The organism is Taklimakanibacter albus, assembly GCF_016595235.1.
Lineage (GTDB): Bacteria > Pseudomonadota > Alphaproteobacteria > Rhizobiales > Aestuariivirgaceae > Taklimakanibacter > Taklimakanibacter albus.
On the sequence record NZ_JAENHL010000008.1, the window covers coordinates 505,785 to 530,579 of the forward strand.

Consider the following 24,795-nt stretch of genomic DNA (forward strand, 5'->3'; position numbering starts at 1 on the left):
CTAACGCGGCTCGCCGCGCCGGGCGCGGGCATAGCTATCGAAGCCACGTGTCCGTTGCGGCTGTGGCCGGGCGGGTGCCGCTGGCCGTTCCTGCGGCAGGAACTGCACGTCGATGCGCCCGATCGAAATGGTGGGCGGTGATGGCGCGGACTCGACCGGCGTAGCGGCTGTCACGATAGGTGCCATGGGCGGCACATCGAAAAACATCGGACGCTGATGGTGTGGGACCTCGGGATGCTCGAACGAAGGCGGCCGGGAAGCAGCAGGTTCGGATCCCGGCGCGTCCGATTGCTCGAGCATTTCGAAGTCTTGTTGTGAAGCAATCATGGCTGGTGGCGATGATCGAGGCGGAGAAGAGAGCGGCTCCGATGCCGGCAGCGGGCGATCTCCGTCAGCCTTGACGTTCTCATTTGGCAAGGCGGACTCATCCGAGTGAGCCTGCCGTGTGGCCTTTGCCGGCGCGGGATTGGTTTTGCGGGACACGGCAGGAGACTGCGCGGGCTTCTCGAACTGTTGCTCATCAGGCGTCGCCGCATCGACGGTAGGGACCATCTCCTGCTCGAAACGCGCCGCCGGGCGCGCCTTGAGCAGCGGAAGCCCGGCCGGCTGGCCGGCGCCGCGGGCAATCAGACGGTCGGCGAAATTCGTCATCCGCTCGCCTCCCCTGTTGCCGCCGCGATCGCCAGATACTGGGCGCGTTTGGCGAGCGGCAGCGCCAATATCTCGGCCTCGCTCCAATGATAGGCGCGCGCCATGCGATAGACATCGCCATAAAGCGCACTCGAACTGCCGAAGGCTCCCTTCAGAAGCGCATAACCGTCGAGCAGTGTCTCGAAACTCGCGGCGCAATGGGGGCATTCGACCGCGATGCGGCATTCCGCCAAGGGATCGAGCGCCAGAAGTTTTTCGGCGAGCTCGGCCTCGCAGTCTTCCGGCAGGGCTTCGCGCGCGACCGCTTGTCCTTGCGCATCGAAGAGCGCCGTCAGGCAGGACTCGAGCAGACGGCGGGCAGATTTCTGTCCCAGACCCAGCGTCCTTTCGAGAACTGCCCCCGTGGGCAGAGTCACTTCCGCGGCCCAGCTCCCGTCGCGCGCGGCGAGAACACAGCGCCGGTCCGAGGTATCGGGTTGCGCCGACACCAGGTCGCGGAAGCGGATCGGCACTTCGACGATGTTCTTGCAGGACGGGCAGGTGACGACGAGATCCGTCTCGGCGCCGAGGAGACGAGAACAGAGCGCGAGAAGTAGGCGCTCGCGATCACCGACGGTCAGTTGCGCAAGCTCGTCCGGCACGGGCGTATGCTCGCCGATGCGCAGCACCAGGCTGTCGATGAGCGCGCTCACGCAGCGGACCGGCGGTGTGGCGCCCCTATCGACGAAGAGCGCCTGATCATTGCCGGTCGGCTCACGCAGCTCGACAAGACGGCGAGCGTCCAGGCCATGCAGCAACTCCACATAAAATGACTGCATCGGAGATCGAGCTCCCCACACGCCTCGATTGCCGTCCAAAGCGTTATGCCGGGACCGTAAAGCTCGGCTCGACCGGCTCGGTCACGGCGACGTCGCGCTGCCAGCCCTCATTCTCGAGCTTCAGCGTCTGGATCGCGATCGCATTGGCATTGGCGTCGAGATCGGGCAGCGCCTGAAAGTCCGACACCCAGCAGCGGAATATCTGATAGGAGAGGACCTTCTGGCCGGCTTCATTGAAGACATCGAGGATCACATCCTTGCGGAAATCGGCGAGCGACACTTCCGAGCCGGCGCCGGCGCCGAAATTCCAGACCTTGTTGGCCCAGCGTTCGAATTCGAGATCATGCGTCACGCCGCGTTCCAGCGTGATCGCCTCGAACTTGCTGCGTCCGGGCGACTTGCGCGCCGTCGAGGGATCACCGCCCTCGCGGTGCTCGATCACTTCGGTGCTGCGCTTGAGCGCACCGACCTTGCTGATGCCGGCCACATAGCGGCCGTCCCATTTCACCCGGAACTTGAAGTTCTTGTAAGGATCGAAACGGCGGGCATTGACGGTAAAAGGCGCCATGGTTCTCTCCTCACTCGGCCGTCGCGCGGGCGATCTGCTGGATCTTGATGATGACGAATTCGGCGGGCTTCAGCGGCGCGAAGCCGACCTCGATATTGACGATGCCGTTGTCGATATCGCTCTGCGTCGTCGTCTCCCCGTCGCATTTGACGAAATAAGCCTCGTTCGGCGTCGAGCCCTGGAATGCGCTCTGACGGAACAGGTCCTGCATGAAGGCCCCGATATTGAGCCGGATCTGCGACCAGAGCGGCTCGTCATTGGGCTCGAACACGACCCATTTGGTGCCGCGATAAAGGCTTTCCTCGAGGAACAGCGTCGTGCGGCGAACGGGAAGATACTTCCAGTCGGACGCAAGCGCATCCGCGCCTTCAAGCGTGCGGGCCCCCCAGCAGATGTTGCTGAAGATCGGGAAGTTGCGCAGGCAATTGACGCCGAGCGGATTGAGCGTGCCGTTCTCGAGATCCGTCATCACATAAGTGAGGCTCTCGACATTGCGCAATCTGGCATCGGTGCCGGCCGGCGCCTTCCAGACGCCGCGCGCCGTGTCTGTCCTCGCCCACAACCCCGCGATGGTGCCGCTCGCCGCCAGCGAGCGCTGACGGTTCTGGTTGAGCGGGTCGGGCGTGAAGGTGCGCGGATAATAGACGGCTGAATTCGGATGCCGGAGCGATTCATTGGCGGCGAGCCAGGTCTGCATCTGGTCGATCGAGACGACGCTCTCGGGAATGTCGATGATGATCATCGAACGCCGGCTCTCGGCATAGGTGATCGCTTCCGCATAGACCGACAAGGCGCCGGCCTGACCGAGACGCGGCGCATCAGGAATGGCGATGATATTCACGAGATCCATGTCGTCGATCGCGTAAAGCCCGGTCTTGAGCCCGGCATTGCCGCGGAAGGCCGCGGCGGGGACCAGATAATTGCCGCTCGCCGGATCGATGATGGTGCCGTCGGCGCCGCTGCCGGCGGTCGGCAAGAACTGCAAGGGACGCGTCGAGAGCGGCGCCGACAGCCCGTAGTTCACGGCGTCAGGGCCGGCGAAGGTAAAGGTCGCGGTCGGCTCGAAGGGCTGGGCGCCCTTGCCGGCAATGACAACGAAGCGGCGCGGATTGGTCACCGATCCGGCGCCAATGATGTCGACCGTGGCGCCGGTAAAATAGGCGCGCAATTCCGCCGGGATCGACGCCCCGGCTCCCGCCGAGCGTAAGGCCGTCTGCAGGCCGGCGGCCCATTCGGTGAAACCGCCAGTGGCCGTTGTCGGAATAGTGAGGGCAATCGCACCAGGCGCCACACTCAGGCTGACCGTGATGTCCTTGAGATCTGCAAAAGGCGGCACCGCCGCGGCGAGATCGGCGCCGACCGTGCCGTTCGCGGCCGGCGGCGTCAGATCGCTCAGCGCCGAGGCGCGGCTGAGCTGGATCAAGCGCGAGCCCTGATTAACCACATCGACGGCATAGTTCGCCGTGTCCGGCTTCATGGTCAGATTGCGGAAGCTCTCGGTCTGCAGCACCGTCGTGCGGTTGCCTGTGATCGCGACCTCGCTGACGAAGAGATTGAACAATGTGTCGGTCTGCGCACTCACATGCTCGACCTCGAGCCTCAGGAAATTACCCCAGTCGCCCGGATTGGCCGCCGAGGCGCCGCGCATGCGCCGGCCAGCGGTGAATTTCAGGATCGCGGCGCCGCCGAAGCTGGCGAGCGTGCCATTGGCGGCGGCGGTGACCGCGGCGATGGGGCCCGCCACGGGGCCCGGCTGGCCGATACGCACCACCCAGGCTTCGGTGCCGCCATTGAGGAAGAACTGCTGGATCGCATAGGAAGCTTCGCTCGACCGGTCGAGGCCGCCATATTCACGCTCGAAGTCGGCGGCGCTCAGAAGCCGCACGGCCTCATCGAGCAGCCCTTTGCGGAAGGTACCGACAAAAACAGCCGTCGAGGTCGCGACCGCGGCGACGGGGCGAACACCGCTCGAGATTTCTTCAACATAGACACCGGGATAAGTGGGGCGAACAGGCACGGGCGCACCTCCATCTGGCCAGCACATGCCTGCGCTCGCTCAGCCAAAATCCAACTACGCCCTCTCATTTGCGCAGGCTTAGTTCAGATCTCGCCCTCGATGTTGAGTATACAACAGGAAGGGTCAGAGTCCAGTTACTATTGCAGAAGGTCACACGCCTTTGTGTGAGAAATACCACAAGACTGTAACAAGGCCGCCGATAGAGATGAATTGTCTTGAAATGAAACGAATCTCTTAGGCGACATGGAACCGAAGGAACCCTTGCACATTATATAGTGCACTGGGGCGTTCTCACGGACGCCCTCTTTATGAGCTCGTCGTAACCCCTGCATGAACTCGTCGTAACCCCCGCGCCGGTCGATTGTTCGCTCAGAGCCAATATGCTATTCAGCAGACGACAAATGACCGAGCCGCTCCACTCAAAGAGAGTCCCATGAACGCTCGTGATTCCAAGTCCTTGCGCACCGCCCCGCTCGAAACGCCCAGCGATCTCAAATCCAATGCCGTACGCGATATCGCCGGCGCGCTGAACATGCTGCTGGCGGATGCCTTCGCCCTCTATATGAAGACGAAGAACTTCCACTGGCATGTCTCGGGCCCACATTTCCGCGACTATCACCTGCTTCTCGACGAGCAGGCGGCCCAGATCTACGCCGCGACCGACGACATGGCGGAGCGCGCCCGCAAGATCGGTGGCACGACATTGCGCTCGATCGGCCACATTGCGCGGCTGCAGCGCATCAAGGACAATGACGCGGAATTCGTGACGCCGCTCGACATGCTGGCGGAACTGCGCCAGGACAATCAGCAGATGGTGACCAGCCTCAGGGAGGTCCACGACCTGTGCGACGAACATGGCGATGTGGCGACCGCGAGCCTGATCGAGAACTGGATCGACGAAACCGAAAGACGCGTCTGGTTCCTGTTCGAGACGACACGGGCGGGCGAAAGCGCGCGAGGCGCGTGACGATGCCGTGAGTGGCCCGCCATCCCCGCGCCTGTTCGGCTCCTTCCGGGGCTGGCGTTTCGCCTTCGCCGGCCGCGATATCCTGGTCGGGCTGACGCTCGCCGCCATCACCATCCCCGAGCAGATGGCGACCGCGCGTCTCGGTGGCTTCGAGCCGCAGACGGGCTTCTACGCCTTCATCGGCGCGACACTCGGCTTCGCGGCCCTGGGCGCGAGCCGGGTGCTCACCGTCGGCGCCGATTCGACCATCACGCCAATTTTCGCCGGAACGCTTGCCTTGCTGGCGGCAGGCGGGGGCACGTCGCTCGCGGCCGCCGCGGTGGCACTGGCCCTGCTCGTCGGTCTCATGCTCATCCTCGCCGGCTGCCTCCGGCTCGGCTGGGTGGCCAATCTCCTGTCGACGCCGATCATCACCGGGTTTCTCGCCGGCATCGCGGTCCATATCGTTGTTTCGCAGCTGCCAGGCCTTTTCGGCATTGCCGCCGCAGGCGAAAACCTGCCGGCCCACGTGCTGGCGATCCTGCATCAGCTCGGCGCGATCAATCCCTTCACGACGGCGATCGGGCTCGGCGTCTGCCTCACCATTCTCATCGCCGAACGCATCGACATGCGCATTCCGGGCGCTCTGATCGGCCTGGTCCTCGCCACCCTGGCCGTGGTCCTGCTCGGGCTCGAAGCCAAGGGCGTCGCGGTGCTCGGCGTCCTCCCGGGCGGCCTGCCGCAGCCGATCCTGCCCGATCTCGACGATCTCCGCCAATTGCTGCCGCTGGCCCTGATCCTCACGCTCATCGTCATGATGCAGACCGCGGCGGTGATCCATTCCTTTCCGGGACCTGAGCGGCAGGCGTCGGACACCAATCGCGACTTCATCGGGATGGGCGCCGGCAATCTCCTGGCGGCGCTGGGCGGCGCCTTTCCCATCAATGCCAGTCCGCCGCGCACCGCCGTGGTGGCGGAAGCGGGCGGGACCTCGCAATTGGGGGCTCTGGTCGCCGCTTTCATCGTGCTGGCACTCGCTTTGTGGGGCGGCGCACTCCTCGCTCAGGTGCCGCAGGCGGCGCTTGCCGGCGTTCTGCTCTTCGTGGCGCAGCGCATCTTCCGCCTCGGTGCGATGCTCAGGATCGCGCGTGAGGCACCGCTCGAATTCGTGCTGGTGGCGCTCACCGCCATCGCCATCGTCCTGTTGCCGATCGAAGCGGGCGTCGCCATCGGCATCGGCCTGTCGCTATTGCATGGCGTGTGGATGACGACCCATACGCATCCGATCGAGCTTCACCGGATTTCCGGCACGACCGTGTGGTGGCCGGCGGGCAAGGAGCGGCCGGGCGAAACCGTGGACGGCGTCGCCGTCATCGGCTTCCAGGCGCCGCTTCTCTTCGCCAATGCCGAAACGTTCAAGACCGGTATGATCGCCGCCATCGACGCGCATCAGCCACCGCCGCGCCTGGTCGTGCTCGAGGCAAGCGGCATCGCCGATATCGACTTCACCGCCGCGCAGGCGCTGATCGGTGTCGTCAATCACTGCAAGGCGGCGGGGATCCGCTTCGCCATCACCCGGCTCGAATCGGTGCGGGCGCAATCGGCCCTCGAACGCTTCGGCGTCCTCTCCGAACTCGGCTCCGACCACCTCCTGCACAGCGCCGAAGAGGCGGTGCGAACGCTCGCATCCAAAGGATGACGGTCATGCAAAGCCAAAATCACGATCCCTATGTCAAGCCGACCCGGATCCTCGATCTGCGGCCGACCCAGATCACCGTCGGCATGCGTGAAGTCTCCGACAAGCGCCGACGCTGGCGCCGCGAGCATGGCAAGCGTGCCTCGGAGTTTCTCGGCCGCCATATGATCCCGATCGTCATGGGGCCGAAGAACCGGCCCTATGTGATCGATCACCATCACTTGGCGTTGGCGCTGCATCAGGAAGGCGTCGAGCATGTGCTGACGACGATGGTCGCCGATTTCAGCCATCTGGCGAAGGACGCCTTCTGGGTGGTGCTCGACAATCGCGGCCTGATACATCCTTTCGATGCGACCGGCAAGCGCTGCGGCTATGGCGACATTCCCGCCTCGATCGCCGGGCTCATCGACGACCCCTATCGCTCGCTCGCCGGCGCGTTGCGCCGCGTCGGCGGCTATGCCAAGGATACCGCCCCTTTCAGCGAGTTCCTGTGGGCGGATTTCCTGCGCCGCCATATCAAGCAAGCCGCGGTCGAGAAAAATTTCGAGCGCGCGCTCAAGCAGGCGCTGGCCTTCGCCCGCAAGCCGGCAGCCAGCTATCTGCCGGGCTGGTGCGGGCCTGTGACCGATGATTGAATAAGGGGAATTCAGCTTCCATCCGGAGAGTTACCAAGGGTCTCTCAGGACTCCATTGACTATAGTATACCGTATGCTAAGGCTAACCAACGAGCGGGGGCCATGTCAGGCCGCCTCATTAAGAGCACGCAGAGCATGGTGACACAATCGAAGGCGCGTCCACGCAAGAGTCCGGTCAAAGGCTGGATTCCGGGTGCGTCGGCCTCACCGCTTTCCCCCATCGAGCGCAGCAAGACGACCGCGGATGAGGTCGAAGAGCGCCTCATCATGGCCATCGCCATGGGCGACAAGGCGGCCGGCGAGCGCATCACCGAGGCCGAGCTCGCCCAGGCTCTCAATGTCAGCCGCGTTCCCGCCCGCGAGGCGATGCAGAAGCTCCTTCTGCGCGGCATCCTGGTCGAAAGCGAGCAACGCGGCCTGCGCGTCACCGATTACGGCGAGGAGCGGATCGCCGAATTGTTCGAGCTGCGCTTCGCCATCGAAAAGATCATCTTCCAGCATGTCATGCGCTCGAGCCGCGGCCGCGCCCAGCTCATCGCCGAACTCGAGGCCATTATCGGCCAGATGCGCGAATTGTCGGGCTCGGGCGATCCGGTATTGCTGGGCTCGATCGACCTCGATTTCCACCGCGCCGTCGCCAAACATTCCGGCAATGTGCTCGCCGCCAAGATCTGGGAAGGTCTCGCCCAGCACATGCTGATCATCTTCTGCCGCGACTGGACCACCGCCAAGGATCGGACCGGCGAGGTCAAGCTGCATGAGCAGCTCATCGACTTCATCCGCAATGGCGCGCCCAATGACATCGACGATGTGCTGAAGAAGCATTTCACCGATCCCGCCAGCCGGACCCGCACGCTCAAGAGCTGATCGACGCCTCGGCCCGTCTCACAAAACAAAGAACAGGACGCCTACATGAAGATCCACTCCGTCGACTGCCTTGGCCTGTTCGGCAAATCGCCCAAGGGCGGATGGAGCAACGAAATCCAGCCGGACGATTCCGTCCATGCCCTGGTCATCATCAAAACCGATGAAGGCCATGTCGGCATCGGCAGCGTCTTCACCGACGCGCGCCTCGTCGAAGCGGCGCTCGGCGTGCTGCGCCCCCTCCTGATCGGCGAAAGCATCGAGCCGATGCGGGTCAGCGAGAAGCTGCACCAGAACACCTTCTGGATGGGGCGTGGCGGCAGCCTGACCCATGCGATCTCCGGCATCGACATCGCGCTCTGGGATATTTTCGGCAAGGTGACGGGCCAGCCGATCGGCCGCCTGCTCGGTGGACGTTATCGCGACAAGGTCAAGGCCTATGCCTCGATCCTCATGGAAATGCCGGATCTGATGCGCGAGCGCACTGCCCTCTATCGCGCGCAAGGCTTCCGCGCCATCAAGATCGGCTGGGGTCCGTTCGGCCGCCGCGGCAGCACCAAGCTCGATGAGGACATCGTGCGCGCGGCGCGCGAAGGTGCGGGTGATGATTGCCTGTTGATGGTCGATGCCGGGGCGAGCGACGCCTTCTGGCCCAACGGTCTCAACTGGGCCGTCAATGCCGCGCAGATGCTCAAGGACTATGACGTGCGCTGGTTCGAGGAAGCACTGGTCCCGGATGCGATGGAAGATTTCAAGCAATTGCGGCAGCGCAGTCCGGTTCCAATTGCGACGGGCGAATGTATCACCCGCCGGCAGAACTATCTGCCGTGGTTCGAGAACCGTGCCCTCGATATCGTGCAGCCGGATGTCACCAAGGTCGGCGGCATATCGGAGCAGATCCAGATCGCCCGCATGGCCAACGAGTTCGGTATTCAATATATCGGCCATGGCTGGAATACCGCGGTCGGCCTCGCCGCCGATCTGCAGCTAGCCGCGGCGATCCCCACCGCCGAGCTCGTCGAATATATCGGCGGCTCGCCCTATGTCGACGACATCACAGAAGGCGGGTGGAAGCTCGACCAGGACGGCATGCTCGCCATTCCCGATGCGCCGGGCCTCGGCATCAGCCTCGATCGCGCCGCTGTGCACGAGCTGACGCGCAATGCCGATGCGATTCTCGGGTGACGTAAGCCCCCGTGGGGTAAAGTCATCTTGACATTCAGTATACCGTATGCGGAAATCAATCAAAAAGGTGCCTGGGAGGATAGATAATGAGTGACGTGAAGCTGGAGCGGTCGCGGATCACCAATCCGATCGACTTCGACAAAGCCGGCCGGCAGGCGGGCGTGCTCAGAGCTCCGTTGTCGCGCAATAATTCCGGCTGGGGCGTCGTCGAGATCCCGATCTATTCCTTCAAGAACGGTTCCGGCCCCACCATCCTCATCACCGGCGGCATCCATGGCGATGAATATGAAGGCCCGATCGCCATAACGCGGCTTGCCCAGACGCTCGATCCGGCGCGTATCCAGGGCCGCGTGATCCTGATCCCCGCCTTCAATATGCCGGCCGTCCTCAACGATACGCGGCTCAGCCCGGTCGACAACCGCGACATGAATCGCTGCTTTCCCGGCAATCCGCGCGGCACCTTCTCGGAGATGCTGGCGCATTTCCTCGACAGCAATGTGCTGCCCTTCGCCGATGTGTCGCTCGACATGCACACGGCCGGGCATTCCTTCGATTCCGCTCTGTCGACCAACATGCATTATCTCGCCGATCCCGAGCGCCGGCAGAAGACCATGGCGGCGGCGGCGGCTTTCGGCGCCCCGTTCAACACCGTGTTCTGGGGCGTCGATGAAGGCGCCACCTTCACCTCCTGCGTCGAGCGGCGCCAAATCATCTCGCTCGGCACCGAGCTCGGCGGCTGGGGCCGCGTCAATGTCGAGGGCGTGCGCATCGCACGGCGCGGTGTCGACAACATCCTCAAGCATTTCGGCGTCATCGAAGGCAAACCCGATACGCGCCAGCGCGACGGCTCGGCCGCGACGCGCCATATGATGGTGCGCGACCAGGCCTGCTACGCCTTCTCGCCGGCGAGCGCGCTGTTCGAGCCCACCAATGTGGTCGGCGACACGGTGAAGGCCGGCGATCCGGCCGGCTGGCTGCATTTCGTCGAGGATGTCGATCGTCCCTCGATCGAAGTGCCTTATCCACGCGACGGCGTGGTGTGGATGGCGGCGGGACCCGGGCGCCTGACGCGCGGTGACCCGGTCGCGGTCCTCATGACAGATTACGACGACAAACTCGCAGCCGGTTGAATAAGAGGAAGCTCCTCGCATGTCTGAGGCGCTGATCGATATCCGCAATCTCACCGTCCGCCTCGCCGGCGGACGCGATGCCGTGCTGGTCGACGACGTATCCCTCGCCGTCGGCAAGGGCGAGGTCCTGTGCATCGTCGGCGAGTCGGGCTGCGGCAAGACGGTGACGGCGCGCTCGATCATCGGCCTCACCCGGCATGATCCGCGTTTCAGTCTTTCGGGCGAGATCCATTTCGAAGGGCGCGATCTGATGCGGCTCGGCGCCGATGAACTGCGCCAGGTGCAGGGCGCCGGCATCGCGATGATCTTCCAGGATCCGATGACCTCGCTCAATCCGCTGCACCGCATCGGGCGGCAGATCGGCGAGGTGCTGACGCTGCATGGCAAACACTCGTCGACGGAGATCCGGCGCCGTACGGTCGAGCTTTTGCGGCAAGTCGGGATTCCCAATCCGGAAACGCGGATCGACGACTATCCGCATCAGTTTTCGGGCGGCATGCGCCAGCGCGCCATGATCGCCATGGCGCTCGCCTGCTCGCCCTCGCTCCTCATCGCCGATGAGCCGACGACGGCACTCGACGTCACCACCCAGAAGCAGATCCTGACCCTCATCAAGAAGCTAAAAGTCGATTATGGGATGGGCCTCATCCTGATCACCCATGATCTCGGCATCGTGGCCGAGATCGCCGACCGGGTGATGGTGATGTATGCTGGGCGCTGCGTCGAGATCGGCGCGGTGCGCGCCCTCTTCCGCACTCCGCAGCATCCCTATACGGCCGGCCTGCTCGCCTCCATCCCCGCCGCCAACCGGGTGCGCGGCGAACGTCTGCCCTCGATCCGGGGCGTGCCGCCGATCCTCAGCGAAGGCCGTCCGCAAGGCTGCGCCTTCCTGCCGCGCTGCGATTTCGCGCTCGGGCAATGCCGCAATCTTCCACCGCTCAAGGCGTCGGGCGCCGAAACGGATCATCTCGACCGCTGCTGGCTGACACCTGAGGTGAAAAATCAAACCCTGCGCCGTCTCCAAGAGGGGGCACAGGCATGAGCGGCACGCCCCTCGTCCGCGTCGCGGCCTTGCGCAAATATTTCGCCGTCAAGGGTGGCTGGCTCGGCGGCCGGCGTGGTCAGGTCCATGCGGTAGATGACGTATCCTTCGATGTCGCGGCAGGCGAGACGCTGGGACTTGTCGGTGAATCCGGCTGCGGCAAGTCCACGCTGGCGCGCTGCATCGTGCGCCTCGTTGAGCCGGATCAGGGCAAGCTCGAATTCGACGGCGAGGACATCACGCATCGACCAACCCGGTCCTTGCGGCCGCTCCGCCGGCAGATCCAGCTCATCTTCCAGGATCCTTTCGCCAGCCTCAATCCGCGCAAGCGGATCAGCCAGATCATCGGTGCGGCGCTCGATCTGCGCGATGCGTCCATCTCGCGCGGCGATCGTCAGGCAGAAATCGCCCGGCTTCTAGAACGTGTCGGCCTCGCCCCGCAATTCATGGACCGCCGGCCGCGCGAATTGTCAGGCGGCCAGCGCCAGCGCGTCGGCATCGCCCGCGCGCTTGCCGTTGGCCCGAGGCTGATCGTCGCCGACGAGCCGGTTTCGGCGCTCGACGTCTCGGTGCAGGCCGACATTCTCAACCTGCTCAAAGACCTGCAGGCCGAGTTCGGGCTGACGGTCATCTTCATCTCGCATGATCTGGGCGTCATCCGGCATGTCTCGGACCGCGTCGGCGTCATGTATCTGGGCCGGCTCGTCGAGCTGGCGCCTGCCGATCAGTTCTATGCCGCGCCCCTCCATCCTTATTCGGAAGCGCTGCTCTCGGCGATTCCGATGCCCGATCCCGATGCGCATCTGACGCGCAAGGAGATCGTGCTCGAGGGCGACATCCCCAGTCCCCTGGCGCCCCCCAAGGGCTGCCGCTTCCACACACGCTGCCCCTATGCGCAAGCGGTTTGCGCCGGCAGCGAACCCACACTTTCAACCCAGGCCGGCGGCCGTCTGGTCGCCTGTCATTTTCCACTCGCAAAGCAAGAAAGCACAGGGAGGTAGACGTGACTAAACCAACGAAAACTGGACTTGCCGGCGCCGCGGTGATGAACCGCGCGCAGTTTCTCAAGCTCCTCGGCGGCTCGGCATTCGCCACCATGACCGGCAGCTTCGGCCTGACGACGGCTGCACTCGCCGAAGGCGGCGATCTCGTCGTCGGCATATCGAGCGACATCAAGACGCTCGACCCGCAGATGTCGCCGCTCGACGTGTTCCGCCACACCATCCGCTCGACGGTGTTCGAGGCGCTCGTCTTCATCAATCCGGAGACGCTCAGCGCCGATCCGATGCTGGCCGACAGCTGGCAGAAGTCGGATGACGGCCTGACCTGGACTTTCAATCTGAAGTCCGGCGTCACCTGGCACAATGGCTCGCCCTTCACGGCCGCCGATGTCGTCTATTCGATCACCCGCGTGCAGGATGCCAAGGTCGGCAGCCCGTTCGCGCCGCAGCTCACCGCCATTTCCAAGGCCGAAGCCAAGGACGATAAGACCGTCGTTTTGACTCTCGCCCATACAGTGCCGGGGCTGCTCGCCAATCTGGCGGTGATCCAGATCGTCAACGAAGCCTCGATCGGCACGATCACCACCGCGCCCGTCGGCACCGGTCCGTTCAAATTCGCCAACTGGGCGCCGGGCGACCGCATCCGGGTGGAAAAATATGACGGCCATCGCGATCCGCCCAAGGTCGCGGCGATCGAATGGCGCATCGTGCCGGACTCGCAAGCCCGCCTCGCCGGTCTTCAGGACGGCAGCCTGCAGATGGTGGCCCTCGTCGAAGGCAAGGACGTCATCCAGGCCCAGTCGAGCGCCGGCATCGAGGTCATCCAGACCAAGCCTTATGTGCTCTACGAGAATTTCAACATCAACACCAAGCGGGCGCCCTTCGACGACAAGCGCGTGCGCCAGGCGCTGGCCTTCGCCTTCGACCGTGCGGCCTATACCAAGTCGATCTGGTTCGGCTTCGCGCGGCCGACCATCAATCCGGTACCGCCTGAAATGGCGACCTATCTGCCGGGTTCGGCCGAGCAATATCCTTTCGATCTCGACAAGGCGGCGGCTCTTCTCGCCGAAGCGGGCTTCAGCAAGGACAAGCCGCTGACGATGGAAATCCTCACGCCGACCGGCTTCGATTCCTTGAAGTCGATGGCGCTGGTCCTGCAGGACAATCTCAACCGCATCGGCCACAAGGTGACGGTGCGCGAGCTCGAGATCACCGTGTGGATCGACCGCATCCTGACCAAGCCCGATTACGACCTCACCACCAACAACTACAATACCGGGCCGGAAGATCCGGCGAGCATGTTCAACTCGCCCAATCTGGCGCCTACCGCCAATGTCTCGCTGTGGAATCCGCCGGGTTATGCCGATCTCGTCGGCAAGGCGGCGGCCGAGATCGATCCCAAAAAACAGGTCGAGCTCTATCAGGAGCTGCAGAAGCTGCTGCTCGAAGAGATGCCGCAGATCACCATCGACCACCTGCCACTGTTCTTCCTCGGCAGCGAGGCGACGAAGTCGCTGGTCATCGGGCCGAGCGGCATCGACGATTACAAGAAGATCGCGCTCTAGCGACGTCTCTCCCAAACTGCGGCGCCGGTTTCAAACCGGCGCCGACTTCGGGCAAGGAATATGGCAATCTATCTCCTGGTGCGCATTCTCGGTGGTGTGGTGACGCTCTTCTGCGTGAGCGCGCTCGCTTTCTTTGCGACCGCTCTGGCGCCCGGTAATCCAGCCGCGGTGCTGCTCGGCAATCTCGCGACGCCGGAACGCATCGCCGCCGTCACCGAGCAGATGGGGCTCGATAAGCCCCTGCCCATCCGCTACGCCATCTGGCTCAAGGAGATGCTGCAGGGCAATCTCGGCACCTCCAATCTCAGCTTCAAGCCGGTCAACGACCTGGTTCTCGCCGCTCTGCCGCCGACACTCGAGCTCGCGGCCTTGAGCCTCGCCCTCGCCGTCGTCATCGCAATCCCGATGGGCCTCATCCTCGCCCAGAACCGCGACCGCTGGTGGACGCGCCCGCTGTCAGGCCTCGTCACGCTCGGCATTTCCGTTCCCGGCTTCTGGGTCGGCCTCCTGCTCATCGTAGTGTTCTCGATGACCTTCAAGCTCCTGCCGTCGGGCGGTTATGTGCCCATGACGCGCAGCGTCTCGGGTAACCTGCGCGCCATGATCCTGCCCGTCCTAACGCTCGCCATCTATCTCATTCCGTCGCTGGTGCGCTTCGTGCGGGTAACGGCCGCCAATGTGCTGCGCGAGGATTATATCGACACGGCGCGCGCCAAAGGGGCGGGTGCATGGCGCATCCTGCTCCAGCATGTGGCGCCCAATACGCTCATCCCGACCATCACCTATATCGGCCTGCAGCTCGGCGTCCTGATTTCGGGCGCCATCGTGATCGAGATCATCTTCTCCATTCCCGGCCTCGGGCGTCTCGGCATGAACGCCGTGCTCAACCGCGACTATCCGGTCATCCAGGGCGTCGTGCTCCTCGCCGCCACCGGCTATGTCGTCGTCAATCTTCTCATCGATCTCGCTTATTCGCTGATCGATCCCCGGATCCGCACCAGATGACTGAGATTTCCGCACCTGCCCGGCCGCAACGCGGCGCCGTCGCTTACATCCTCCGGCGATCGCCCGTGGCCGCACTTCTCGTCGCCTTGTTTCTCATTGCGGCGCTGCTGGGTCCCTGGCTCGCCCCTCATTCGATGACGGACACCAATCTCGGCCAGGCTCTGCAGCCGCCCAATGCCACCTATTGGCTCGGCACCGATGCGCTCGGCCGCGATGTGCTGAGCCGGCTCCTCGGCTCGGCCGGTATCGCGGCGCAAGCCTTCCTGATCGTCGTGCTGACCGGTGGCGTGCTCGGCACGTTGTTCGGTCTCGTCGCCGGCGGCATCGGCGGGCTGACCGATCTCGTGCTCTCGCGCGTCATCGAAATCCTGCAAGGCTTCCCGACCGTGCTGGTCGCCATCGTCATCGTGGCGCTTCTCAGCCCCTCGCTCACCAATGCGATGATCGCGGTCGGTCTCGCGGCGGTGCCCGACTTCGCCCGGGTGGCGCGCGGCGTCGCCATTCAATTGCGCGAGCGCGAATTCATCCAGGCGGCGCGCGGTTTGGGAATGGGCGAGATGCGCATCCTCGCCAGTGAAGTCCTGCCCAATATGGTCGGGCCACTCATCATCATCGCGAGCTTCGACGGCGCCCAGGCGATCATGTGGGAGGCCGCCCTCTCCTTCCTGGGGCTCGGCGTCCAGCCGCCTTATCCCTCCTTCGGCTCGATGCTGCGCGAGGCACAGAATTTTCTCGCCATCCAGCCCTCGCTCGCCATCACCGTCGGTCTCACCGTGTCGGCGATCATCCTCGGCCTCAACCTGCTCGGCGACGGGCTCAGCGACTACTACGATCGCAGCGACAAGTGAACGGCTGCACATTGCGCCGTGAACCAGTTGATGAAGTCCGCGACCGCACGGCTCTGTCCCGCGCGTGAAATGATGAAATAGCCCTGATCATCGAGCGTCGAGATGTCGGAGATGACCTCGAGGTCGCCCCGCTGGATCTCATGCCGGAATACTTCGATCGGACAGAGCGCCACGCCGTGCCCGGCGATCACCGCGGTCGCCAGCATGTTGAAATCCTGAAAGATGGGACCGCGCGGCCGTCGCGGCGGAGGTGTTTGCGCCTTCCTGAACCAGTCGAGCCAATAGTCGACCTTCTCGTCATGCAGGAGATCGGCCTTGGCGATGTCGCTGGATTTGCGCAAGCCCGGATGCTTCTCGAGATAGAAGGGGCTCGCAACCGGCTTGTTGACCCGTGAGAAGAGCAGACGGCTTTCGATGCCGGGCGAGCGATCCTCACCCAGCGTGATCAGCACGTCGAGCGCCTCGGTGTCGAACTGTTCCTCCGCCCGCGCATAAACGATGCGCAGATTGATCTCGGGGTGATCCGCCGTGAAGGCCGGCAGCGCCGGAACCAGCCAGCGCGCCGCGATCGAGGGAATACAGCCGACCGTGATCGAGCGCGCATCATGGGTCCGGCGCATATTGGCGGCGGCGCTGGCGATGGCCGCAAGCGCCCCGGTCACGACCCGATAAAATTCGATGCCCGCCGGGGTGAGCGCCACACCGCGGCCAGAGCGTTGCATCAGGCGCCGGCCGAGCCAGGTTTCGAGATGCTTGATCTGATGGCTGATCGCGGCGTGGGTCACATGCAACTCGTCCCCCGCCCGCGACAGGCTCGACCAGCGGGCGGCCGCCTCGAAGGCCCTGAGCGCGGTCAGCGGTGGCAGATCCATATGTTACTCCACTTTACAGGTCTGTTAGAACTGATCACTTGTGAATTCGGCAATATTCAACCATTCTTCACGTTATCGAGGCGCTCTCGCTATTCGGAAATTCTAACATTTTAAAGCAGGAGAAAACAGATGATCGTGCGGTCTTTCGAGGATATCGCGGGCAGCGACCATGACGTGGCCTGGGGCAACGGCCAGAGCCGCCGACTGCTGCTCGCCAAGGACGGCATGGGCTTCGCCGTCGCCGATACGCTGGTGCTCGCCGGCACCCAGTCGCTGCTCGAATACAAGAACCATTTCGAAGCTTGCTACTGCCTATCGGGCGAAGGCGAGATCGAGGACATGGACGGCAATCGCCATGTCATCAAGCCGGGCGTCATCTATGCGCTCGACAAAAACGACAAGCATTATCTCCGGGCGAAGACCGATCTGCGCCTTGTTTCAATTTTTAACCCGCCGATCCAGGGCCATGAGCGCCACAGCCTGCGCCCTGGAGAAAGCTCGGCCTATTGAAAGCAACCTCGATAATGCGGGAGGAGACAAGACTATGGACAATAGCGCGAATTCCACTAGTGCATCGCCAGACCGTCTCAACCGGCGCTCCTTCGTGAAATCGGCTTGCGGGCTCGGTTTCTCCGCCGCACTTCCTGGCATGAGCGCCATCCCTTCAGCATTTGCACAGACCGGATCAACCATGAGCCTCTCGGAATACAGCAGTAAGGATGCGACGGAGCTGGCCTTCCTGGTGAAACGCGGCGAGGTGACGGCAAAGGAACTGGCCGAAACCGCGCTCAAGGCGATCACGTCCGTCAATGGCGAGCTCAATGCGGTCATCGAGACCTTTCCCGGCCGTCTCGAGAACCTGTCCTCCGAGCGTCATCCGGAGGGCGCGCTCAGCGGCGTCCCAATGCTCAATAAGGATCTCGAATCCGAGGCCGACACTACTTTCGAGATGGGCTGCGAGTTGCTGCGCGGCAATGTCGCCACGGAGGATTCAGTTGTGGTGGCGGGCCTGAGGCGCGCCGGCCTCAACAACCTCGGCCGCACGACCTGCCCCGAATTCGGCCTCGCCTCGATTACCGAAAGTAGAATCGCCGGCGTCACGCGCAATCCGTGGGATCTGCAGCGCACACCCGGCGGGTCGAGCGGCGGGTCCTGCGCCATGGTCGCCGCCGGTGCCGTACCGATCGCGACCGCCAGCGATGGCGGCGGCTCGATCCGCAGTCCAGCCGCGCATTGCGGCCTCGTCGGCTTGAAGCCGACGCGCAACCGGCTCTCGCCGGGCCTTTATCCCGCCGATCCCGTCGCCGGCCTTGCGGTAAGCTTCGTCGTCACCCGCAGCGTCCGCGACAGCGCGCTGGTGCTCGATCTGACGCAGGGCTGGAAGCCCGGCGATGCCTATGGGCTGCAGCGGCCGGAACAGGCTTATGTCAGCGCGCTCACGCCACCGAGGAAGAAGCTGCGCGTCGCCTATGCGACGACTGCCTGGACGGGCGTCAAGGCGGACAAGGATGCGGTCGACGGCGTCGAAAAAACCGTTCGCCTACTTGAGCAGGAAGGACACATGATCGAGGAAGCAAAGCCCGCTTATGATCACCCGTCTTTCGCCAAGGCGACGCTCGACATTTGGAGCTCCGGCGCGACGGTGGCTTTCGATGCTCTGGGCGCGATGTTGGGACGCAAGCCCGGCCCTGACACGCTGCAGACAACGACTTTCGCCATCTATGAATATGGCAAGACCGTCACCGCGGCGGATCTCTACACGGCCCTCGAAGTCTTCAACGCGCTCAACCAGTCGGTCGGTGCCTTCTTCGAGACTTATGATCTCTTCGTCACGCCCACCTGCATGTCGGCGGCGCCTTTGATTGGCGCGGTGCGCTGCGATCCGCCCGGCCCGGTCGATGCGGCACGATGGAGCGAGGAGATGAACGCCATCGATTCCTTTATGGCGGTGTTCAACACCAGTGGTCATCCGGCGATTTCGCTGCCGGTGCATTGGACATCCACCGGCCTGCCGGTCGGCGTGCAGTTCGCCGCGCGATTTGCCAATGAGACGACGCTGTTCCAGGTCGCAAGCCTCTTCGAGCAGGCGCTTCCCTGGCGTGACAAACGGCCACCCGTCCATGTCGCCAGGTAAAACAACCTGAAGTGGTCGATGACATCCTGATGGCCCGCGCATAAGATCGCGCCCTCGTTCTTAGCCATGAAGGGGGCGCATCTTGCATAGACAGCATGCCTGGCCGGAAGGCCATTGGAACTGGCCGGTTCATGTCAGCCACAAGCACGGACTGCGCTGCGGCCAGATGATCTGGGTCGGCGGACAGGCCGATGTCACGCAAGAGGGTATCGTCAACCATCCGGGCGACCTGGCGCCCCAGGTCGCCGGCACCATCCGGTATTTCGAGCGGGTCCTGCGCGAGTTCGATTGCGATCTCACCGATCTGGTCAAATTGCTGTGCTTCTATGTGAATGACGGCTCGGTTGATGAAACCGAGTTCCTCGGCATGGTGGCCGAGGCCCTGCCCGCCGGCGCCCGGCCGGCGATCACCGCGGTGCCGGTGCCCTATCTCGCTTATCCCGGCATGGCGGTCGAGATCGAAGGTTATGCCATGCGTGGCGCCAGGGCTGAGAAGCTGCCGCGCAGCCTTACACAGAGCGCCGATCTGTCTCCCCTTCCCGCCCCTTTCGTGGGCGCCGTGCGGTCGGGCAAGATGATCTTCGTGAGCGCCCAGTCGCCGATCGACCATAATGGCGAAGTGCTGTATCCGGGCGACATCGTCGCCCAGACCAGGCAGGTGATGAAGCAAGTGGGCAGCGCGCTGAAAAGCTTCGGCGCCGATTTCGGCGATGTGGTCAAGCTGAACCGCTGGTATGTCGGCACCGGCACGGTCGAGGATTTCGAGCCGGCGGCGCTGGCCTGTGCGGCGCATTTCAACGAGCCGGGACCCGCAGCCACCGGCATTCCGCTGCCGCGACATGCGCGCAAAGGTCAGCAGATCAAGATCGAGGTCGTCGCCATGCTCGGCGAGGACGGCAAGAAATTGCCGCGCCGCCATGTCCGGCCGGAAAGCGTATGGGACTGGACCATCAAGCTTCCCTACTGGCACGGCCTCAAATGCCACGACATGATCTTCCTCGGCGGCCAGGTCTCGCTCGACAAACACGGCAAGGCGGTCGATCCCGGCAACATGAGGGCGCAGACACGTCAGGCGATGATGCATATCGGCACCATCCTGAAGGAGCTCGATGCCGACTATGCTGATGTCTGCAAGGTCACGACCATGTATGAGGGCGCCAGCTCCCATGACGCGCTGCATGACAATCTGCTCATCCGCTCGTCCTTCTTCAAGGATCCAGGCCCCGCGACGACCGGCATCCCGCTGCCCGCTCTCGCTTATCCGGGCATGATCATCGAAATCGACGTCTTCGCCATGGCGGAGCCGGATAAGAAGAGTTAGCCCTCCCCCTTTAGGACGATGGTCGGCAGCAAACCGGTCGGGCCATAGTCGCTCATATTCATCCGTGAGCAGGCCAAGCCCCATGCATTTCCCCCTCGACGAGATCCGCAACCGTTTTCCGGCCTTGTCCGGCCCCGGCGAGCCGCCGATCTATCTGGACAATCCCGCCGGCACGCTGGTGCCGCGTTCGGTGATCGACGCGGTCGCCACGGCCATGGCGACGGCGAGCAGCAATCTCGGCGGGTATTTCGCCGCCTCGCAGCGGGCCGGCGACATCTGGAGCAAGGCGCATGACGCGGCGGCCGATCTCGTGGGTGCCAAATCACCGCGCGAGGTGATCATCGGCGCCAATATGACGACACTTACTTTGCATCTGTCGCGCTCGATCGGCCGGTTGATGAAACCTGGCGATGAAATCATCGTCACCCGCATGGACCATGAAGGCGATGTCTCGCCCTGGCTCCTGATGGCGGAAGATCTGAAGCTCAACGTCAAATGGCTGAACTTCAACCGCGAAACCTGGCGCATCGAGCCCGAAGAGCTGCGCCCGCTGCTCAGCGATCGCACCAAGCTGCTCGCTCTCAATTATGCCAGCAACCTCACCGGCTCGATCAATGACGTGAAGGCTTTGACCGCGCTTGCCAAGGCCGCGGGCGCCCTCGTCTATGTCGATGCCGTGCAGCTGACGCCGCATCGCCTGCCCGATGTCCTTGACCTCGGTTGCGACTTCCTCGCCTGCTCGTCCTATAAATTCTTCGGGCCGCATCTGGGTGTCGTCTGGGGCCGCGAAGAGCTGCTGGCCAGCCTCACGCCTTATAAGGTCCGCTGCGCCAGTGACGCGCTGCCGGAACGCTTCGAGACCGGCACCCCGCAGGTCGAATTGCTGGCCGGTCTCGCGGCGACGGTCGATTATCTGGCCTCGGTCGGCGAGATGACCGGTCATAGCGGCACCAGACGCGCCAGGCTCGCCGGCGCCTATGCGGCGAGCGATGCCTATGAAACCACTTTGACCCAGCGCCTCGTTGCCGGGCTCAAGGCGCTTCCCGGCGTCACAATCCATGGCATCACCAATCCGAACCGCTTCGCGCAACGTGTCCCGACCGTGTCCTTCACCCATGACCGGATCTCGACCCATGTCTTCGCCGAAAAGCTCGCGGCGCAGAACATCTATATCTGGTCAGGGCACAATTACGCCTATGAGCTCGCCCGCCAGCTTGGGTTGAAAGAGAGCGAAGGCGTCGTCCGGATCGGTATGGCGCATTATAATAGCCTTGCCGAGGTCGAGCGCTGCCTTTCTGCCGTTGCGGCAATTGTGACGGAGAAATCTCCCGTGCTAGCCTAGACCCCACGGAGCCGGACAAGCTCCGGCAGTGGGGTATGTGTGCATCGCTTTTCTCTAGAAGACCTGCCCGACGCGATGGCGGAATTCGCCCGCGCCTTGGAGTGTTGTGAACGGCCGGAGGCGCCTTACGCGCTGCTCAAGGCGATGAACCGCGTGGTGCCGTTCCAGATCGCCATGTCGGTGGTCTATCGCCGCGACGCCAATCCGATCTATGTCTGCGACACCTTCCAGGAAGGCCAGGCGAAACGCGCGCTGCAGCGCTATATCGCCAGCACCTATGTGCTGAACCCGGTCTACAATGCCTATCTGGGTGGGCTCAAATCCGGCATCTTCCGCATCACGGAGCTGATGCCGGACGCCTATTTCGATTCCGGCGTCTATAAGAATCTCGAGATCCATATGCACGACGACGAGGAGCTCGGCTATCGCACGCCGGGCTGGCCCGCCGGCATGGAGGAGCTCATTGTCGCCATCGAGACGCCGGAAGGCGCGCTCGCCGAATTCAGCCTGTCGCGTCTCGCCCGCAATGGCGGCTACAGCGAGGCCTGTATCGAGGATATGCGCCGGATGGAACCACTGATCGGCGCCATCTTCCGGCGTTATTGGGCGCATGCGCGCCGCGGCCACATCGAGGAAAAGGGAGCTTCCCTCAACCAGCTGTTCGGCGAGTTCGGCAAGGAGACACTCAGCCCGCGCGAGCGCGAGGTGGCGCAGCTCATCCTCAAGGGGCATTCGAGCGAATCGATCAGTGGCAATCTGGCAATCTCGATCGCGACGGTGAAGACACACCGGCAGAATCTCTATGCCAAGCTCGGCGTCTCGACCCAGCAGGAACTGTTCTCCGCCTTCCTGCACTCGATGCACAAGCGGCAAGCGGCGGAGCAGCCATCGCGTTAGAACAATATCCTCATGCTGAGGTGCGAGCGCAGCGAGCCTCGAAGCATCCTTCAGGAAAAGGCGAGTCTGCTGAAGCACCCCCTTCGAGGGCCGCTTCGCGGCCACCTCAGGGTGAGGGTACTGCGAGCATCAAACCCTCGCGTCGCGGATCGCCGAGGAAATATTGGCAAGTCCCTTTCGCAGGTCGTCCTGCGTCGGCCAGGCATAACCGACACGGAAATGCCGGTCGGACATCTCGAACCAGCGGCCGGCACCGACATAGGTGGAATAGGTCTCGTAGAGGCGCTGATAGAAACGTGGCAGATCGACCTTCACCTCAGGCTTGATGCGCGGAAAGCAGACGCAGCCGCCTTGCGGCTCGATCCATTCGACCAGTTCCTCTCCGCCGATCCAGTCCTTGACGATGGCGAAGGCGGAGCGGATGCGCTCATTATTGTAGCGCAGCCAGGTGTCGCGCTCCTGAAGCGCCAGGAGCGCCACATGCTCGTCGATGACGCTGCCGGAAATGCCGATCTGCTCCTTGGCGGCGAGGAAGAGCTGCATGAGATTGGCGTCGCGGCAGACGAGCCAGCCCACCCGGATACCCGGAATGCCATAGGTCTTGGACAGCGAGGAGACGCTGATCACGTTTGCGCTCAGCGTCGCGGCGATCGGCAGCATCGGGCCGAATGTCATCTCGCGATAGGTTTCGTCGAACAGCAGCTTGATGCCCTTGCGTTCGACGAGCGCCACCACGGCGCGCAATTCAGCTTCCTTGAGCATCACGCCGCTCGGATTATGCGGATAGGTGATGGACACATATTTGGTGTCCGGCCGGATCGCCGCCTCGACCTCGGCGAGATCGAGCCGGAAGCCCTTCTCGAAAGTGAGATCGATGAAGGACATATCGCAGCCGATGGCGCGCGGCGTCTCGATATTCGTCGCATAGTTCGGCCGGATCACGACGATATGGTCTCCCGCCTTGAGCAGCGAGGTGGCGATGATGAAGAGCGCCGAGGCGGCGCCGCCGGTGATCAGGACGTCACCCGCACCTAGCCCCTGCCCCAGACCGGCGACCGCGGCGCGCAAGGCGGGATCGCCCTGGTGGTCGCCATAACACAGAACGATGTCGTCGAGACGGGGCTTCAGCTCGCCGAGCTTGCGGTCGGCGACCGAGCTTTCCGAGAGATTGTGGCGGATCGTGTCGTAACCGAGCTGCTCCGGCGATTCGAGCTCGATCGGCATCCGGACATATTTCATGGCGACCTTCTGGCGTGCGTTTCCTATTGCTCCAGTCTAGCCAAATCCAAGCTTCCCGGCATCCTCCCCTGGGGGGATACCGGACAGCCGGACAACCGGAAATACTCAGCCCCGGTCGCCGTCGGGAAGGGAGTCCGGCGCGCACCAAGACCGGCCAATAAGATCAAAATCGAGGGAGATCATGATGAAGTTCAAGAGCCTTCTCGCCGCCGCCGCCATGGCGCTCGGCGTCTGCGGACTGGTGCAAGGCGCCCAGGCGGAAACGCTGCGCGTCGGTATGGAATGCACCTATTTCCCCTTCAACTACCGCACTCCGGAAGGCGAGATGGCAGGTTATGATGTCGACGTCGCCAAGGGCGTCGCCAAGATCATCGGTGCCGATCTCGATTATGTCTGCCAGAAATGGGACGGCATGGTCCCGGCTTTGCTCGCCAACAAATTCGACATCATCGTCGCCTCCATGTCGATCACCGAGGAACGTCTCAAGAAGATGGACTTCTCGGTGCCCTATCGTGTCTCGATCGGCCGTTTCCTCGGACCCAAGGGCAAGGACCTGAAGCTATTCGACGAGGCCGGCAAGCCTGTCCCGGCGAATTTCGATGGCCTCAGGATCGGCGTCGAGCGCGGCTCGACCTACTCCTCCTGGATCAATGCCAAGCTGCCGGGCGCCACGCTGCAGGTCTATGACGGCAACGAGCCGATGCTGCTCGATCTCGCCAATGGCCGCGTCGATCTCGCGATCACCAATCCGATGAAGGCCTATCTCGACTTCCTGAGCAAGCCCGACGGCGCCGGCTTCGAATTCGTCTCGCCGCCAATCGACGAGAAGGAATTCTTCGGCATCGGCGTCGGGATCGGCGTGCGCAAGGGACAGGACGAGCTCCTCAAGCGCATCAATGGCGCGCTCGAAACCATGATCAAGGACGGCTCGCTCAAGGAATACAGCCTCAAATATTTCCCCTTCGCCATCAATCCCGACAACTGGCAGGGCGTCGGCACCAACTGAGGGGCGATAATCC

General features: G+C 63.4%; 23 protein-coding genes. 17 read left to right on the forward strand and 6 right to left on the reverse strand.

Annotated elements, in window-relative coordinates:
- The 4 genes from JHL16_RS25280 to JHL16_RS25295 are packed head-to-tail and all read right to left on the reverse strand — an operon-like array spanning nucleotide 1 to nucleotide 4,054.
- On the reverse strand, nucleotides 1–651 hold the full coding sequence (locus JHL16_RS25280; protein WP_200187671.1) for a hypothetical protein: 651 nt from the start codon (nucleotides 649–651) through the stop codon (nucleotides 1–3).
- Nucleotides 648–1,469: a T4 family baseplate hub assembly chaperone gene (locus JHL16_RS25285; protein ID WP_200187672.1), complete on the reverse strand. Its 822-nt coding sequence runs from the start codon at nucleotides 1,467–1,469 to the stop codon at nucleotides 648–650. The genes JHL16_RS25280 and JHL16_RS25285 overlap by 4 nt, the downstream gene beginning before the upstream one ends.
- Before the next feature lie 43 nt (nucleotides 1,470–1,512).
- The gene (locus JHL16_RS25290; protein ID WP_200187673.1) at nucleotides 1,513–2,037 is read right to left on the reverse strand and encodes a phage tail protein; all 525 of its coding nucleotides are present in this window, start codon (nucleotides 2,035–2,037) and stop codon (nucleotides 1,513–1,515) included.
- 10 nt (nucleotides 2,038–2,047) lie between these two features.
- A complete protein-coding gene (locus tag JHL16_RS25295; protein ID WP_348647281.1) occupies nucleotides 2,048–4,054 on the reverse strand; it encodes a phage tail sheath C-terminal domain-containing protein in 2,007 nt (668 codons plus the stop codon).
- Nucleotides 4,055–4,487: 433 nt separating this feature from the next.
- On the opposite strand from JHL16_RS25295, the gene JHL16_RS25300 reads away from it, so the two are divergent.
- From JHL16_RS25300 to JHL16_RS25350, 11 genes are all read left to right on the forward strand, one after another.
- Nucleotides 4,488–5,021, forward strand: a complete 534-nt coding sequence (locus JHL16_RS25300) for a Dps family protein (protein ID WP_200187675.1) — start codon at nucleotides 4,488–4,490, stop codon at nucleotides 5,019–5,021.
- 7 nt (nucleotides 5,022–5,028) lie between these two features.
- Nucleotides 5,029–6,699: a SulP family inorganic anion transporter gene (locus JHL16_RS25305; protein WP_200187676.1), complete on the forward strand. Its 1,671-nt coding sequence runs from the start codon at nucleotides 5,029–5,031 to the stop codon at nucleotides 6,697–6,699.
- Between the two features lie 5 nt (nucleotides 6,700–6,704).
- Nucleotides 6,705–7,331, forward strand: coding sequence for a ParB-like protein (locus JHL16_RS25310; protein ID WP_200187677.1), 627 nt, complete (start codon nucleotides 6,705–6,707; stop codon nucleotides 7,329–7,331).
- A gap of 135 nt (nucleotides 7,332–7,466) precedes the next feature.
- Nucleotides 7,467–8,198: a GntR family transcriptional regulator gene (locus tag JHL16_RS25315; protein ID WP_200187678.1), complete on the forward strand. Its 732-nt coding sequence runs from the start codon at nucleotides 7,467–7,469 to the stop codon at nucleotides 8,196–8,198.
- A gap of 45 nt (nucleotides 8,199–8,243) precedes the next feature.
- Nucleotides 8,244–9,380 (forward strand): mandelate racemase/muconate lactonizing enzyme family protein, encoded by a 1,137-nt coding sequence (locus JHL16_RS25320; protein WP_200187679.1) that lies wholly within the window; start codon nucleotides 8,244–8,246, stop codon nucleotides 9,378–9,380.
- 86 nt (nucleotides 9,381–9,466) lie between these two features.
- Entirely contained in the window at nucleotides 9,467–10,510 is a 1,044-nt protein-coding gene (locus tag JHL16_RS25325; RefSeq protein ID WP_200187680.1) for a succinylglutamate desuccinylase/aspartoacylase family protein, read from the forward strand.
- A 19-nt stretch (nucleotides 10,511–10,529) separates the two neighbouring features.
- Entirely contained in the window at nucleotides 10,530–11,552 is a 1,023-nt protein-coding gene (locus tag JHL16_RS25330) for an ABC transporter ATP-binding protein (RefSeq protein WP_200187681.1), read from the forward strand.
- Entirely contained in the window at nucleotides 11,549–12,553 is a 1,005-nt protein-coding gene (locus tag JHL16_RS25335; protein WP_200187682.1) for an ABC transporter ATP-binding protein, read from the forward strand. The genes JHL16_RS25330 and JHL16_RS25335 overlap by 4 nt, the downstream gene beginning before the upstream one ends.
- 2 nt (nucleotides 12,554–12,555) lie before the next feature.
- Entirely contained in the window at nucleotides 12,556–14,118 is a 1,563-nt protein-coding gene (locus JHL16_RS25340; RefSeq protein ID WP_200187683.1) for an ABC transporter substrate-binding protein, read from the forward strand.
- Nucleotides 14,119–14,178: 60 nt separating this feature from the next.
- Nucleotides 14,179–15,123, forward strand: a complete 945-nt coding sequence (locus tag JHL16_RS25345) for an ABC transporter permease (RefSeq protein ID WP_200187684.1) — start codon at nucleotides 14,179–14,181, stop codon at nucleotides 15,121–15,123.
- Entirely contained in the window at nucleotides 15,120–15,971 is an 852-nt protein-coding gene (locus JHL16_RS25350; protein WP_200187685.1) for an ABC transporter permease, read from the forward strand. Before JHL16_RS25345 ends, JHL16_RS25350 begins: the two co-directional genes overlap by 4 nt.
- Here the strand turns inward: JHL16_RS25350 and JHL16_RS25355 are convergent.
- Nucleotides 15,950–16,843, reverse strand: a complete 894-nt coding sequence (locus JHL16_RS25355; RefSeq protein WP_200187686.1) for a LysR substrate-binding domain-containing protein — start codon at nucleotides 16,841–16,843, stop codon at nucleotides 15,950–15,952. The genes JHL16_RS25350 and JHL16_RS25355 overlap by 22 nt on opposite strands.
- A gap of 129 nt (nucleotides 16,844–16,972) precedes the next feature.
- Here JHL16_RS25355 and JHL16_RS25360 point away from each other — a divergent pair, with 129 nt between their 5' ends.
- From JHL16_RS25360 to JHL16_RS35450, 5 genes are all read left to right on the forward strand, one after another.
- The gene (locus tag JHL16_RS25360; protein WP_200187687.1) at nucleotides 16,973–17,353 is read left to right on the forward strand and encodes an ectoine synthase; all 381 of its coding nucleotides are present in this window, start codon (nucleotides 16,973–16,975) and stop codon (nucleotides 17,351–17,353) included.
- A 181-nt stretch (nucleotides 17,354–17,534) separates the two neighbouring features.
- The gene (locus JHL16_RS25365) at nucleotides 17,535–18,977 is read left to right on the forward strand and encodes an amidase (RefSeq protein WP_200187688.1); all 1,443 of its coding nucleotides are present in this window, start codon (nucleotides 17,535–17,537) and stop codon (nucleotides 18,975–18,977) included.
- Between the two features lie 82 nt (nucleotides 18,978–19,059).
- Complete coding sequence (locus JHL16_RS25370) at nucleotides 19,060–20,298, forward strand: RidA family protein (RefSeq protein WP_200187689.1); 1,239 nt, start codon at nucleotides 19,060–19,062, stop codon at nucleotides 20,296–20,298.
- A gap of 82 nt (nucleotides 20,299–20,380) precedes the next feature.
- Complete coding sequence (locus tag JHL16_RS25375; protein WP_200187690.1) at nucleotides 20,381–21,640, forward strand: cysteine desulfurase-like protein; 1,260 nt, start codon at nucleotides 20,381–20,383, stop codon at nucleotides 21,638–21,640.
- Nucleotides 21,641–21,679: 39 nt separating this feature from the next.
- Entirely contained in the window at nucleotides 21,680–22,537 is an 858-nt protein-coding gene (locus JHL16_RS35450; RefSeq protein WP_200187691.1) for a LuxR C-terminal-related transcriptional regulator, read from the forward strand.
- A gap of 129 nt (nucleotides 22,538–22,666) precedes the next feature.
- Here JHL16_RS35450 and JHL16_RS25385 read toward each other — a convergent pair whose 3' ends face one another.
- Nucleotides 22,667–23,776 carry an aminotransferase class I/II-fold pyridoxal phosphate-dependent enzyme gene (locus JHL16_RS25385; RefSeq protein WP_200187692.1) on the reverse strand — a complete coding sequence of 370 codons (1,110 nt, stop codon included), beginning with the start codon at nucleotides 23,774–23,776 and terminating at the stop codon, nucleotides 22,667–22,669.
- Nucleotides 23,777–23,957: 181 nt separating this feature from the next.
- Here JHL16_RS25385 and JHL16_RS25390 point away from each other — a divergent pair, with 181 nt between their 5' ends.
- Nucleotides 23,958–24,782 (forward strand): transporter substrate-binding domain-containing protein, encoded by an 825-nt coding sequence (locus JHL16_RS25390; protein WP_200187693.1) that lies wholly within the window; start codon nucleotides 23,958–23,960, stop codon nucleotides 24,780–24,782.
- The last annotated feature ends 13 nt before the right edge of the window (nucleotides 24,783–24,795 follow it).